We start from the raw sequence: 13,967 nt of genomic DNA on the forward strand, positions 1-13,967 counted from the left end.
CGTCTCGGGCGGCGGGGGCGGGACGAGTGGTTCCGGCTACTTCGTCCGGACCGGAAGTTCAGCCGGGCCCACTCCCTTGAGCGTCCCGGTCACCCGACGGTCGCTGAGCCACAGGTAGCAGCGGATCCCCCGATCGCCCACCCGCCACCGACCGGCGCTGGGCGGACGCACCACCACGTCGGTACGGAAGACCAGGTCGTCGTCGTCCGGCAGACCGGCGAAGCGGGCCAGAACCGACCGGCAACCGGCGTAGAAGGGTGCCCACTGCGCGCTGCGCGTCGGATACGGACGGTCCGGGGCCGGCCAGACCCCGGCGAACTCGGCGTCGTGGCGCTCGGTACACGGCACCGGAACCAGGGTCTGCACCACCCCGCCCCCGCCGGTGCGCGTCTGCTGACAGCCCAGTCGCAGCGCCGACGCCGTCCGCAGCACGTCGCGCAGCGAGCCGGTCCGCAGCACGACCTTGGCGCCCGCCTCCACCGTGTCGACCTCCATCAGGTCGCAGCGGTACCAGCGTGAGCCGGCCGCCCAGCCCGGCTCCGACGGCACCGCGACCGCCAACCGGAGCCGCCCGGCCCGCCAGTTGTCACCGACGTAGCCGGTGGCCCGGTTGTCACACTCGACGAAGGCGGCACGCAGCTCCGCCGAACTGGTGGACGGCGGTTGATTCCGGTCGGCGGGGAAGGTGCCGACGTGCACCGTCTCCACCCGGTGCGGCGCGGCGCAGTCCACCGGCGCGTACGCACCGAGCGGCACCACCTCGGCGAAGTCGGCCTCGTGACAAACCCCCGCGGTGGGGGTGAAGGCCCCGGGCGGCGGCAGCGCGGCCCAGTCGTCCACCAGGTTGCCGTCCAGCCCTGCGGTCGATCCGCAGCCGGCCAGCAGTGCCGCCACGGCGAAGGCGGTGACCAGGGTCCTCGTCGCATGCTGCATGGCGCCGCCTCCCCCAGTCAGCGGCCGTCCCCCGACGGCGCCTTCAGGGTAACCAGAAATGACCTTCTGGTGACAGACCGGAATCGCGGCGCGATCGTCGCCGCCGGTCAGAAAGGCTGCCCGAACAGGTGCCGACGGAACCCGGCCGCCGAGCGGACCCGCTACACCGACAGCGGGTTCGGCACCGGGGCGCCGGCGGTGCCGGGCGCGGCGGTCGACGGGTCGGCACCGAGGTCGACGACCTTGTTGTCCGCGTCCACGTGCACCACCCGGGGGCGGTACGCACGAGCCTCGGCATCGTCCATCTGCCCGTACGAGATGAGGATGATCAGGTCGCCGGGCTGCACCAGGCGGGCGGCGGCACCGTTGATGCCGATCACCCCGCTGCCCCGCCGGCCCGGGATCACGTACGTCTCCAGCCGGGCGCCGTTGGTGATGTCGACGATCGCCACCTGCTCACCGGGAAGGAGGTCGGCGGCGTCGAGCAGATCCTCGTCGACGGTCACCGAGCCGACGTAGTGCAGGTCCGCCTGGGTCACCGTGGCCCTGTGGATCTTGGACTTGAGCATCGTGCGGAACATCGGGACGCCTTTCACGGGTATGTGTGGTCAGGAAGCCGGGTCGAGTCGGATCGGAGCGTTGTCGATCAGTCGGGTGGCACCTACCCAGGCCGCCACGAGCAGTCGGGCCGGGCCGCGTACCGGCCCGGGCTCCAGATCCGGATCGGTGAGCACCAGGTAGTCGAGCCGTGCTCCGGAGTCGCCGGTACCGAAGGCCACGTGCGCGGCGGTCAGGACCGCTGCGGCGTCACGACCAGCCGCGGCTGCCTCGGCACCGGCCCGCAACGCCCGGGACAGGCTCAGCGCCACCGAGCGCTCGTCCGGCGAGAGGTAGCGGTTGCGGCTGGACAGGGCGAGGCCGTCCGGTTCCCGGACCGTGGGCACCCCGATCACCTCGACCGGCACGTCCAGGTCCCGGCACATCCGTCGGACCAGGGTCAACTGCTGGTAGTCCTTCTCACCGAAGAAGGTCAGGTCCGCGCGGGTGAGCTGGAGCAGCTTCAGCACCACGGTGAGCACCCCGTGGAAGAATCCGGGCCGGCTCAGCCCTTCCAGATCCTCACCGAGCGGCCCCGGATTGACCCGAACCGCCGGCTCGCCGCCGGGGTACATCTCCCCGACCGGGGGAGCGAAGACCAGGTCGGCACCGGCCCGCCGGCACACTTCAAGATCAGATTCGAGAGTACGCGGGTAGCGGTCGAAGTCCTCGTTCGGCCCGAACTGCAGCGGATTCACGAAGATCGTCACGATCACGTGGTCGGCGCGCGCTCGGGCCTCCCGCAGGAGCGTCTCGTGCCCCTCGTGCAGCGCGCCCATGGTCATCACCACCCCCACCGTCCCGGTGCGGGCGGCTCGCGCCCGGGCCAGGTCGGCACGGGTGTGCACCAGCTCCGTCACGTGATCCACCTCGCTCGACAGCTGTCCTCCGCCGACGGTCACGCCGCCACCCCGCTCCGGTAGTCGTCCAGGACGCCGAGCAGTGGCGCCACGTCGCCCGGACGCAGCCGGCCGGCCGCGACGGCCCGATCGGCGGTACGCCGCGCCAGCACGAGGTAGGGCTCGACCGACTCCGGTGCGGTGGCGGCGAGCTGCGCCAGGTGCCGCCGCACCGTACCCGCGTCGCCACGGGAGACCGGGCCGGTCAACGCGTCGTCACCGAGACGCAGCGCGTTCTCCAGCGCGGCCCGCAGCAACGGGGCGAGCACCTTCTCGGGCTGACCCACCCCGGCGTCACGCAGCCGGTCGGCCGCCTCGTTGACCAGGGTCACCAGGTGGTTGGCACCGTGTGCCAGCGCCGCGTGGTACAGCGGTCGGTCGGCCTCGGCGATCCACTCGGGCACCCCACCGAGGTCGACCACCAGACGGGCGGCAAGCGGGCGCAGGTCGGCCGGCGCGGTCACCCCGTACGAGATGCCGGGCAGCCGGCCAAGGTCGTCGGGCGTGCCGGCGAAGGTCATCGCGGGGTGCAACGCCAGCGGACGGGCACCGGCCGCGCTGGCCGGCGCCAGGACCGCCAGGCCGTGCGCCCCCGACGTGTGCGCGATCACCTGACCGGGGCGCAGCGCGCCGTCGGCAGCCAGACCGGCCACCACCTCGGTCAACGCGTCGTCCGGCACGGCGACCAGCAGCAGATCGGTGGCAGCCCGGGCGACCTCGGTGGCGGACCGGCGAAGAACGGTCGGCAGCAGCAGTGCCAGGCGGGCCCGGGAGGCACCGGACGCCCCGCTGGCGGCGACCACGCGATGGCCCGCAGCGGCCAGCGCGGCGCCCAGGGTGGCACCCACCCGTCCGGCGCCGATGACGCCGACGGTGAGCACGGAAGCGGTGGCGACCTGGGCCGATGCCACGGTCGCGGGCCGCCGACGGGCGGCCGAGTCGGTGCGCAGCGGTGCGCTCATGTCACGATCCAGTCCTCGAGACGGGTACCGGTCGGGGCAAGTATGCGTCGCTGACGCGGATCTGAAACAAGGATGTGTGAAATCGTTCACCGGTGTGAGGAGGGCCCCATGTCGATGCGCTGGCGGGAGGCGATGCGGCAAGCGCTCTACGGACCCGATGGCTTCTTCGTCTCCGGTGCCGGGCCGGCAGCCCACTTCCGGACCAGCGTGCACGCTTCCCCGATCTTCACCTCGGCGCTGCTCCGCCTGATCCACCAGCTCGACGCCGCCTTGGGCTTCCCCGACCCGTTCGACGTGGTGGATGTGGGGGCTGGGGGTGGCGAACTGCTCAACGCTCTCGCTGTCAGGGTTTCCGGGGAGCCCGCCCGCTCCGGGCGGTCAGGCTTGATCCCTGCGCGGGCGGGCTCCCCGGAAACCCTGACCACCACGGCCGCCGTCCACCCCGGCCCGGGTGGTGTCTCGTTCGGATCCGTCGATTCGTCGCCGTCCGCGCCGGTTCCGCTGGCTCGGCGGGTACGGTTCACCGCCGTCGAACTCGCCCCGCGCCCCGCCGATCTCCCCGACCAGATCACCTGGACCAACGAGATCCCCACCGCCATCACCGGCCTGCTGCTGGCCACCGAATGGCTCGACAACGTCCCCCTCGACCTCGCCGTTCACACCGACCACAACTGGCACTACCTCCTCGTCGACCCCACCACCGGCGCCGAGACGACAGGCGAACAGATCAACCCCGCCGACCTCGACTGGCTGACCACCTGGTGGCCCACCCCGACCGACCCGGCTCCCAGGGGGCGGACAGTCGCGGACGGCCCAGATCTCCCACCACGGACCGCAGCGGACGGGTCGGGCTCGACCAGGTCGGGTTTCCGGGCAGCCCGGCCGGCGCAGGGATCAAGCCTGACCGCCCGGAGCCGGCCGGGCTGCCCGGAAACCCCCACGGACCGCACCTCCACGGACCGCATACCGCCGATGGGGCGGGCGGAGATCGGGCGGGCCAGGGACGAGGCGTGGGCTGATGCCGTGAGGCGCGTCGACCGCGGGCTGGCGTTGGCCGTGGACTACGGACACCTGCGTGCGGAGCGGCCGATCGACGGGACGCTGACCGGGTACCGGGCTGGACGGCAGGTGCCGCCGGTGCCGGACGGCTCCTGCGACGTCACCGCACACGTCGCCATGGACTCGGTCGCCTCCGCCGGTGAACGGGTCGCCCGGTGCGCGTACGTCCTGACCTCGCAGCGGAAGGCGTTGCGAGCGCTCGGGGCCGACGGCGGACGACCGCCGCTGAGCCTGGCCTCCAGCGACCCGGCCGGCTACCTGCGGGCGCTGGCCACCGCGTCGGCGGCGGCCGAGCTGACCGACCCGGCCGGCCTCGGCGGCCACTGGTGGCTGTGGCAGCCGGTGGGCCTGCCCGCCGACCGGCTACCGCCTCCCGCGGCCCTGAGCGGTGGTGCCCACGAGCTGAGCCGCTGATGGGCGACCACCGCCCGGCCCGGTGATTCATGGCACGATGGCGGGCATGACCACGGGCGAGCTGCGCGAGCTGACCGTCGGCACCGGCGCCGGGCTGGTGGCCGGCACCGGCGGGGAGCAGCTCGGCGCGGACATGGTGCTGAACATCGGACCGCAGCACCCCTCCACGCACGGCGTGCTGCGGCTCAAGCTCGTCCTCGACGGCGAGCGGGTGCTCGCCGCCGAACCGGTCGTCGGCTACATGCACCGGGGTGCCGAGAAGCTGTTCGAGGTACGCGACTACCGGCAGATCATCGTGTTGGCCAACCGGCACGACTGGCTCTCGGCGTTCGCCAACGAGCTGGGCGTGGTGCTCGCGGTGGAACGGCTGATGGGCATGGAGGTGCCCGAGCGGGCCACCTGGCTGCGGATGGCGCTCGCCGAGCTGAACCGGGTGCTCAACCACCTGATGTTCCTCGGTTCGTACCCGCTGGAGATCGGGGCGATCACTCCGATGTTCTACGCCTTCCGGGAACGGGAGACGCTCCAGGCGGTGCTGGAGGAGGTCTCCGGCGGGCGGATCCACTACATGTTCAACCGGGTCGGCGGCCTGAAGGAGGAGGTGCCGGCCGGTTGGACCGGTCGGGCCCGGGCCGCCATCGGCGAGGTACGGCGGCGGATGCCGGACCTGGACAATCTGATCCGGCGCAACGAGATCTTCCTGGCCCGTACCGTCGGGGTGGGGGTGCTGTCGGCGGCCGACGCGGCGGCGTTCGGTGCGTCCGGTCCGGTCGCCCGAGCCTCCGGGCTCGACCTGGACCTGCGCCGGGACGAGCCGTACCTGGCCTACGACCAGCTCGACGTGCCGGTGGTGACGAAGACAGCCGGCGACTGTCACGCCCGCTTCGAGGTGCTGCTCGACCAGGTGTACGCCTCGCTCGACCTGGCGGAGCAGTGCCTGGACCGGGTCGACCAGCTCACCGGACCGATCAACACCAGGCTGCCGAAGGTGCTCAAGGCACCCGAGGGGCACACGTACGCCTGGACGGAGAATCCGCTCGGCATCAACGGGTACTACCTGGTCTCGCGGGGCGAGAAGACGCCGTGGCGGCTCAAGTTGCGCACCGCCTCGTACGCCAACGTGCAGGCCCTGGCCACCCTGCTGCCCGGCTGTCTGGTGCCGGACCTGATCGCCATTCTCGGCTCGATGTTCTTCGTGGTCGGCGACATCGACAAGTGACTGCCCCTTCCGGCGCCGCTGACAGGCGACGACGTCCGAAGGGGTCAGCGCCAGCGGCCAGTGCCACTCTCGTACGCGGCCGGGCCGTGGTCGGGCTCGTCCACGCGATGCCGGCGGCCGTACTGCTCCCCGCCCGCACGCTGTGCTCGCGCCGGTTCGGGCTGGTACCCGTATGCCGGCTCCGGCGCGTAGCCGCGCGCCGGTTCGGGCTGGTAGCCGCTCGCTTGGTCGGGCTGGTGACCGCGCTGACGGGGCGGACGCCACTCCTGCGGCACCGGCACCCCGCCAGCGGGTAGCGCCGGACGGTTCTCCGGCTCACCCCAGCCGTCCCGCCACGCGTCGTCGCTCGCCGCCCGGCGTGGCTCGTCGCGACGTACGCTCGCCCAGCGATCCTCCATCCGGTATTCGGTGCCGGCCGGATCGGCGTGCAGCTCGGCCCGGCGTTCGCCGACGCGCAGCTCGCGGCCCCGGTCGTCGTCGCGCACCGCCGCCCACCGGTCCCCGGCCCGCAGCTGCGCCCAGTACTCACCGGTGTCGTCCGCCCGGTGCCCCCGGGCCGCCGGCACCGGGTCGGCGGGGGCCTCCCAGCGCTGGTCACCCGCGTCCCAGCCCCGGTCGTCGCGCGGGCCCCAGTCACCGTCCCGATCCGCGGAGGGCCCGTCCGGATAGCCGGAGCCGCCGTCGCGGGCCGCAGACCAGTCGTCGTGCGCGGCGGACCAGCGGCCCTGCTCCCGTGGTGGAGACCAGGAGCGTTCCTCTTCGCGGAGTGAACCGGACCAGGAACGCTCGTCGTCCCGGGACGATCCGGACCAGGCGCGCTCCTCCTCCTGCGCCGCCCCGGACCAGGAACGTTCGTCGTACCGCTCCGCACCGGACCAGCGGTGGCCGTCGTCCCGGCGGGAACGGTCCTCGCCGTCGGACCACGAGCGGTCGTCCCGGTCGATGCCGCGCCCCTGCCCGTGCTCCCCGGCCTGCGCTCCCGACCACGCCGACGCGTATCCGCCGTACCGGCCGCCGGACTCGCCCACGATGGTGTGCCGCGTGGTGACGTGCACTGTCTCGGTGTGCCGGACCACCCCGAGCGGCCTCGACGCCGGCTCGCCCGGACGACTGTCCTGCTCCGGACGGACCGGCGATCCGTAGACACCGGCTGAGCCGCTGGCCGGGCGATCGTTGCCGGGCCGGGAACGTTCCCCGCCGTACCCTGCGACCGGGCCGTGACCAGGCTGAGCTGTGCCGTAGACCCCGGCCTGCGCGGCCGGTCGTTCGGGCTGCCGCGGCGGAGCCTCCGGGGTCGGCACCCGGGCCCGGCCGGGGCCGGGTGGCTCGTCGTTCGTGGCCGCATCGACGCCGCCCGCGTCGATCCGCCGACGCACCCCGGCCAGCGCCTCCTGTACCCGCTGAACCTCGTCGAGAGCCTGGTTCCCGCGCTGGGCGGCAGCCACGATCTCACCGCGCAACTCCCGCCGCAGCTCGTCGACCTCCGCGCGGAGTTCCTCGGCGTGCTGTCCGCCGCCGTCGGTACGCAGCGTGATGGAGAGCCCGATCAGCACCACAGCCAGGATGGCCAGCACCGCGGCGAACCGCAGCGGCCCGTTGCCGTCAGCGACCAGCAGAATCAGCACCGCGACGGGAGCCAGGGCCACCCCGCCCCAGAAGAGCACGGTGAGCAGCTTGCGCGTATCGGCGGGCACCGGGGCGGGCATGGGTCCGCAGCCTACCGAGAGTTGCGTCACGTGGGAACGGCTTGACGGCAGGTCCGTCGGGAATGCCGCCCGGGTTACCGCTGCGCGGTTATGGCCGGCAGACGGCATGGCGCCCCGGCCGACTCGGCCGGGGCGCCATCGCGGTTGGCGCGGCTGCTCAGCTCTGCGCGTACGCCGCGTCGGTCGAGAAGACCAGGCCGACGCTGATCGTGCCGTTGCGCAGGCCCGTCTTGGTCAGCGGGCCGCCCTGGTCGAGTGAGGAGAACGAGCCGACCGTCAGCCCGTAGGTCTGCTCCAGGCCGGGCTTGCAGAACGGACGCTCCTGGCACTCCGGCGGGCCACCCAGCACCGTCGCCGTACCCGAGCACTTCTCGGCCAGTTCGGAGAGGGTCCGCACGCCGTACTTCTCGGCGAACTCCTGGGTCACCGCGAAGGCGTTCTGGTTCTGGGCCGCCGCCGGCGCGCCGAAGGTCAGGCCCACCTGCTCGCCCAGGTCACGCAACGCGGTGACGGTCTTGTCGACGTCCGGCGAGGAGACCGGTTGGCCACCGCTGTTCACCTTGCCGTTGAGGAACTCGGCGAGGGTGGCCGCGTACTCCGGGACGACCTGGATCTCGCCCTTCTCCAGCGCCGGCTCGTACAACTCCCGGTTTCCGATCTGCTGCACGGTGGCCTGGTAACCCGCGGCGGCCAGCTGGATCTTGTAGAGCTCGGCGATGATCTCGCTCTCGGTGAAGTTGCCCGCCCCGACCGTGATCTGCCCGCCCGGTCCCTGCTCCACACCGTCGGTAAGTGAGTTGGCGTCGGCGAACTCCTGTGCCGCGGCCTGGGCGCTCTTGCGGTCGACGTCGACCGCCTTGTTGAGCTGCACCAGCTTCGGCGTGTCGAGCACCGCGGAGACCTTGTCGAGCGCGGCGATCAGCTGCGGGGTCGCCACCTCGCTGTTGACCGCCGGAATGATGTTGTCAGCGTTCTGCAGTGACTTGTCGTCTTCGAGTGCGATCAACTGCTCACCGGCCACCGGCGCACAACCCTCGCCGGAGGCGCCCTGCTCGGGCGCCTCCGTGCCGGACGAACCGGCGTCGCCGCAACCCGCCAGGACCGCCGCCGCCGCGACAGCCCCTACGACCGCGATGGACAGTCTTCTACCTGCGCGCATGAGCCCGCCTTCCGTGTCCCGGCGCGGCCCCGGTGGGCCGGCCGCGTGTCCGACGGGCGATCCGCCCTCCGGCCGCCCGCGTTTCCACCCAACATCCTGACGCGGCCCCCCGACAAGCCGAGGAGGCGTTCGTCACCGGAACGTCACCCATTGGGGTCATCGCGGCCCGGCCAGTCCTCCGCAGGTGACGTCGATCGCACGCCCGGCCCGCTGGGCCCGGGGTGTTCGGTCCCGTGGTCTTCGAGTGAAGGGTCTCCTGGTCAGGAGCCGGCGACGGCGTCCGCCGCGCGTCGCCCGGCGCGACGCCGGACGCGGCGCAGCGGGCGGGGGGTGACCAGCCGTTCGACAAACGCGAAGAGCAGTTCGACGCTGACCGCGAGCCCGGCGACCAGTAGCCCGCCGGCCAGGATCTGGCCACCACCGACCGCGATGCTCAGACCGAACCCGAACCGGATGATCTCACCCAGGCCACCCCCGTTGACGAAGGTCGCCAGCGCCGCGGTGGCGACCACCTGGACGGCGGCGGTGCGGAAACCGGCCGCGAGATAGGGCACCGCGAGCGGCAGTTCCACCCGACGTAACACCTGCGCCCCGGTCATGCCCATGCCACGGGCCGCCTCCCGGGTCTGCGGATCGACCTGCCGCACCCCCGTGTACGCGTTCGCCAACAGCGGCGGCACGGCGAAGACGGCCAGCGCCACCACCACCGCCGGTCGGCCGAAACCGAGGAAGGTCAACGGGAGGATGGTGAGCAGGGCCAACGTGGGCACCGCCAGGGTCAGGTTGGAGACGAGCACCACCAGCCCGCCGCCCCGGCCGGTGTGTCCCAGCCACAGACCCAGCGGCCAGGCCACCAGGCAGCCGACCAGCACCGCGGCGGCCGAGATGCTTACGTGCTCGCCGAGCCGGTCCAGGATGCCGCCCGGGTTCGTCCAGTTCAGCGGGTCGTTGAGCCAGACCACCGCCTGAGACACCGGGTTCGTCGCGGCGCTCATCCGGTCCGCCCACGCAGCCATGGGGTGAGCAGCCGACCGGCCCCCACCAGGAGCAGGTCGAGCACCAGCGCCAGCAGGACGCAGAGCAGCGTGCCGGTCATGATCTGGGCCTTGTAGAGGTTGTTCTGGAAACCGGCGAAGATGATCTGCCCGAGCCCGCCCCGCCCGATCACCACGCCGACGGTGACCAGGGCGACCGTGGACACCGTGGCCAACCGCAGCCCGGTCAGGATGCCGGGTAGGGCGAGCGGCAACTCGATCCGCAACAGTCGCCCCCAACGGCCGTACCCCATGCCTTCGGCCGCCTCGCGGACCTCCGCCGGCACCTGGTTGAGCCCGGCGACGGTGTTGCGGACGATCACCAGCAGCGCGTACAGCACCACCACGCTCAGCACGGTCGCGACACCGATGCCCAGATAGGGTGCGACGAATGCGAACAGGGCCAGGGAGGGAACCGTGTAGAGCACCCCGGTCAGTGCGAGAATCGGCCCGGTGAGCGGCCGGAACCAGTACGCCACCACTGCCAGCGGGACGGCGATCAACGCGGCGATGAGCACCGCCCGGAGGGTCAGCGTGGTGTGCTCACGCAGGGCGTTGAGCACGGTTTCCGAGTTGTCCCGCACGTACTGCCAGGAGAACCACGGGTTACCCGGATCAGCCCGGTAGCTCAGGCGGAAGGACATACGTGGACGTTACCCCGGGTGCCGACGGTCATCGACGCGCCGCGTCGATCACCCTCGACGGCATCGGCAAGCGCTACCCGGACGGCACCGAGGCTGTCCGCGAGCTCAGCCTGCATGTCGACGAGGGCGAACTGGTCGTGCTGATCGGCCCCTCAGGTTGCGGCAAGTCGACCGTGCTGCGGATGATCAACCGGCTGATCGAGCCCACCGAGGGCCGGATACTGCTCGGCGACTCCGACGTCACCCGGGTCGACCCGGTGAAACTGCGCCGCCAGATCGGCTACGTCATCCAGAACGTCGGGCTCTTCCCGCACCAGACGGTGGCCGCCAACGTCGCCACCGTGCCCCGGCTGCTCGGCTGGGCCGCCGGTTCCGTCAAACGCCGGGTCGAGGAGCTGCTGGAGCTTGTCGGTCTCGATCCGGCGCAGTTCGGCCGGCGCTACCCCCACGAACTCTCCGGCGGCCAGCGGCAGCGGGTCGGGGTGGCCCGGGCGCTCGCCGCCGATCCGGTGGTGCTGCTGATGGACGAGCCCTTCTCCGCCGTCGACCCGATCGTGCGCACCCGGCTACAGGAGGAGTTTCTGCGGTTGCAGGCGGAGGTACGCAAGACCATCGTGCTGGTCACCCATGACCTGGACGAGGCCGTCCGACTCGGCGACCGGATCGCGGTGCTCTCCGAGGGCGGCCGGTTGGAGCAGTACGACACCCCGGCGGCGCTGCTCGGCGCTCCCGCCACCGGCTTCGTCCGCGAGTTCGTCGGAGCCGACCGAGGGATCCGCCGGCTGGCCGTCACCCCGTTGACCCGGGAGGTGCTTGATCCGCTGCCGGTCGACGGCGTGGCGGACCTGCCATCGGTGCCGCTGGGCGGGTCGGCGTACGACGCGCTGGCCGTGCTGCTCACCTCCGCCGGTGGCCAGGCCGTGGTCACCGAGGACGGGCGGCCGGTCGGGACGCTCAGCCGGGAACGCATCCTGACGCTGACGGAGTCGGCCGGCTGAGTGCCGCGATGCGTCGCCGGGCTCAGCGATGTTCAGCCCGGCGTCCGGCACCGGAGGTCGGCCGGGTCCGTCGGCACGACGGACCCGGCCGTACGGTCAGCGCCGGCCCCGGTAGCCGCCCAGGGTGGCGATGCCGATGATCCAACCGACGAAGAGGCCGTACTCCGCGCCGTCCCCCGCAGCCTGGAAGGCGCCCAGCAGCGACGGGTTGGTCCGGATCAGCGTGGTGAACAGGGCCGCGAAGGCCCCGGCGAAGACGAACGCCGCCCAGCCGGCGAAGAACTGGCTGATGGTGCCCCGGGCACGGGCGAGCTGGGAGCCCGGCAGCAGGTAGAGGAACAGGAAGGTGAGGACGACCACGAGGATCGCCCTCAGGTCGTCGGCGAAGATCTCCTGGATCGAGTCGGAGGAGTCGAATCGCCAGGCCGGCCAGGCGAGCAGTCTGAGGAACCACCCGCCGGCGCTTTCCGGATCGGTGTTGTCCCGGGCCCAGTCGACGTACCAGGGACTACCGAAGACCAGAACCAGGATGAGCGCGGCGAGCGTGCCAGCGCCCGGTGCGGACTTGTAACGATTGGTGAGAGCCATGGCCCCGCTATTTCCCAACGGATCGACGCAGGCAAACGCGAGGCGTCATTTATGGTGGTACGAGCGTTTGACGGCTAATGCTTCATCAGGTAGTCGATGAACGCGGCGCGCAGCAGCGGTGCCGACTCCTCGTAACCGTGCCCGGTCATCTCGCGCCAGAGGGCCACCGCCTCATCGACCGTCGGCCCCACCGAGTTGGGCGCGCCGTCCAGCGCGGCGGCCTCGTCCGCATTCGGCAGGTGCCGCAGCACCGACCAGAAGAACCGTACGTCGCGGCGCTCCCGAGCAAGGGTGAACGCCCGTTCACGCAACTCCTCGGTGGAGAGGACGTCCAACTCCTCGAACGACCGGCCGCCGGAGATCGATGATGTGTCGGTCATGTGCCGAGCCTAACCGTCGAGATCACGCTCGGCGCGCCGACAAGCTGCCGACCCGTCAGCGGTCGTCGGTCTCCCAGGCTGGTGGGCCGGCCTCCCAACGCCGGGCTCCCCACGGGTCCGTACCGCTGACGGACGGTTGGGCCGGCAGCACGGGCGGCCAGTCGCCGACCGGTTGCGGCTGCGTCACACTCCATCCAGCCCCGGTGTTCGGTTCGGTGGGCGGCGGGGGCGGAGCCCCGAAAACCGGCAGCGGACGTCCGTACCTCTCGACCAGGCGTGTGACGATGAGCCCGACGGCCAGCGCAGCACCACCGACCGCCCAGTAGCTGACCGTCCAGCTGCGCGACTCCGCGTACGCCAGGAACAGCCCGATCGCGCCGGCCGTCAGCAGCGTGCCGAAGACGCCGCCACGCAGCCCGAACGCGCTGGTGCCGGCGAGCAGCGTCGCGCCCACCGCCAGCACCGTCCAGTCCAACCCCGCCGTCGGTGCCACGGTGCCGTCCGCCGCGGCGATCAGCATTCCGGCGAGGGCCGCGAGCACGGTGGAACAGACGTATCCAGCGGTGGCGACGAGGGCGGCCGCCGCTCCCCGCCGCCGGGCCGGGTCGGCGACCGGACGGAACCGGCCGACCAGCCGACGGATCGGGCTCACCGCTCCGAAGAGACCACCGAACACCGCGATCGCGGCGAAGCCCACGAAGAGCTGTCCGGCGGTCCCCCGCGGGTCGTAATCCCCCTGCACCAGTACGGGCGCGGAGCGCTGCTCGATGTAGACGATGACGCCGGCCGCGCCGCCGAGGCTCGCCGCCCAACCGGGCACGTGCAGCAGCGCGACCACCAGCCCGAGCACCAGTCCACCGATCGCGGCCACGGCCGTGGCCATGCCGACTGTGCCGAGCAACCCGCGGTCGCTCTGTTCGGCGAAGTGCAGCCCGGCCGCGACGGCGACCGGCCCGACAGCGAGGTTGACCGCGGCGGTACGCAGCGTCAGCCCGACGGCCAGGGCGAGCAGACCCAAACCGACCACGTCGACGATGAGGTCCCGCAGCCCGTTGCCGCGCAGCAGGGCCGGATCCTCCCGCCACACCAGGTAGACAAGTGCGCCGAAGCCGAGCAGCAGGAGCGTCTCCCAGACGATGTAGACGCCGAAACGGTCCCGGCCCGGCTCGGCGTCGGAATCGTCGAGCACGGCCTCCGCCCCGGTCGCGGGACCGGCCGAGGTGGGCTCCGGCGGTCCATCACGGCCCGGTTCGTCGTACCCCATGATTTCTGCCTCCCAGCGGTCGCCCGGACTCCACCGACGCAGGGGCGGACCAGCGGCGGGGCGTTGCCCTTCGGTCGCAGGCACCGTACCCGCGCGCGAGAGCGGACGTAA

At 72.2% G+C, this 13,967-nt stretch carries 14 protein-coding genes; 3 read left to right on the forward strand and 11 right to left on the reverse strand.

Annotation, left to right across the window (positions count from 1 at the left end; translation table 11 throughout):
* Positions 1-36: 36 nt before the first annotated feature.
* The 4 genes from ACN26Z_RS29230 to ACN26Z_RS29245 form a co-directional block, all read right to left on the reverse strand.
* Positions 37-933, reverse strand: coding sequence for a septum formation family protein (locus ACN26Z_RS29230; RefSeq protein WP_282236613.1), 897 nt, complete (start codon positions 931-933; stop codon positions 37-39).
* Positions 934-1,094: 161 nt separating this feature from the next.
* On the reverse strand, positions 1,095-1,514 hold the full coding sequence (gene panD, locus ACN26Z_RS29235; protein ID WP_282236612.1) for an aspartate 1-decarboxylase: 420 nt from the start codon (positions 1,512-1,514) through the stop codon (positions 1,095-1,097).
* Between the two features lie 27 nt (positions 1,515-1,541).
* Positions 1,542-2,390, reverse strand: a complete 849-nt coding sequence (panC, locus tag ACN26Z_RS29240; protein ID WP_282236611.1) for a pantoate--beta-alanine ligase — start codon at positions 2,388-2,390, stop codon at positions 1,542-1,544.
* Positions 2,391-2,428: 38 nt separating this feature from the next.
* The gene (locus ACN26Z_RS29245; protein WP_282236610.1) at positions 2,429-3,391 is read right to left on the reverse strand and encodes a Rossmann-like and DUF2520 domain-containing protein; all 963 of its coding nucleotides are present in this window, start codon (positions 3,389-3,391) and stop codon (positions 2,429-2,431) included.
* A gap of 108 nt (positions 3,392-3,499) precedes the next feature.
* Between ACN26Z_RS29245 and ACN26Z_RS29250 the strand changes: the two genes are divergently transcribed.
* Positions 3,500-4,864: an SAM-dependent methyltransferase gene (locus ACN26Z_RS29250; RefSeq protein WP_421464367.1), complete on the forward strand. Its 1,365-nt coding sequence runs from the start codon at positions 3,500-3,502 to the stop codon at positions 4,862-4,864.
* A 37-nt stretch (positions 4,865-4,901) separates the two neighbouring features.
* On the forward strand, positions 4,902-6,083 hold the full coding sequence (locus tag ACN26Z_RS29255; protein WP_170863599.1) for an NADH-quinone oxidoreductase subunit D: 1,182 nt from the start codon (positions 4,902-4,904) through the stop codon (positions 6,081-6,083).
* Between the two features lie 44 nt (positions 6,084-6,127).
* On the opposite strand, the gene ACN26Z_RS29260 is transcribed toward ACN26Z_RS29255, so the two are convergent.
* The 4 genes from ACN26Z_RS29260 to ACN26Z_RS29275 form a co-directional block, all read right to left on the reverse strand.
* Positions 6,128-7,789, reverse strand: coding sequence for a hypothetical protein (locus ACN26Z_RS29260; protein ID WP_421464369.1), 1,662 nt, complete (start codon positions 7,787-7,789; stop codon positions 6,128-6,130).
* 157 nt (positions 7,790-7,946) lie between these two features.
* Entirely contained in the window at positions 7,947-8,948 is a 1,002-nt protein-coding gene (locus tag ACN26Z_RS29265) for a glycine betaine ABC transporter substrate-binding protein (protein WP_282236605.1), read from the reverse strand.
* A 260-nt stretch (positions 8,949-9,208) separates the two neighbouring features.
* Positions 9,209-9,943 (reverse strand): ABC transporter permease, encoded by a 735-nt coding sequence (locus ACN26Z_RS29270; protein ID WP_373870678.1) that lies wholly within the window; start codon positions 9,941-9,943, stop codon positions 9,209-9,211.
* The gene (locus ACN26Z_RS29275; protein ID WP_093409848.1) at positions 9,940-10,626 is read right to left on the reverse strand and encodes an ABC transporter permease; all 687 of its coding nucleotides are present in this window, start codon (positions 10,624-10,626) and stop codon (positions 9,940-9,942) included. The genes ACN26Z_RS29270 and ACN26Z_RS29275 overlap by 4 nt, the downstream gene beginning before the upstream one ends.
* A gap of 2 nt (positions 10,627-10,628) precedes the next feature.
* On the opposite strand from ACN26Z_RS29275, the gene ACN26Z_RS29280 reads away from it, so the two are divergent.
* Positions 10,629-11,624 (forward strand): ABC transporter ATP-binding protein, encoded by a 996-nt coding sequence (locus ACN26Z_RS29280; RefSeq protein ID WP_282236603.1) that lies wholly within the window; start codon positions 10,629-10,631, stop codon positions 11,622-11,624.
* A gap of 96 nt (positions 11,625-11,720) precedes the next feature.
* Here the strand turns inward: ACN26Z_RS29280 and ACN26Z_RS29285 are convergent, their stop codons facing one another.
* From ACN26Z_RS29285 to ACN26Z_RS29295, 3 genes are all read right to left on the reverse strand, one after another.
* Positions 11,721-12,212, reverse strand: coding sequence for a hypothetical protein (locus ACN26Z_RS29285; RefSeq protein ID WP_282236602.1), 492 nt, complete (start codon positions 12,210-12,212; stop codon positions 11,721-11,723).
* Positions 12,213-12,286: 74 nt separating this feature from the next.
* Positions 12,287-12,592 (reverse strand): hypothetical protein, encoded by a 306-nt coding sequence (locus tag ACN26Z_RS29290; protein ID WP_093409856.1) that lies wholly within the window; start codon positions 12,590-12,592, stop codon positions 12,287-12,289.
* A 55-nt stretch (positions 12,593-12,647) separates the two neighbouring features.
* Positions 12,648-13,856, reverse strand: coding sequence for an ABC transporter permease (locus ACN26Z_RS29295; protein WP_282236601.1), 1,209 nt, complete (start codon positions 13,854-13,856; stop codon positions 12,648-12,650).
* Positions 13,857-13,967 lie beyond the last annotated feature (111 nt).

It is taken from the genome of Verrucosispora sp. WMMD703, assembly GCF_049178935.1.
GTDB lineage: Bacteria > Actinomycetota > Actinomycetes > Mycobacteriales > Micromonosporaceae > Micromonospora > Micromonospora sediminimaris.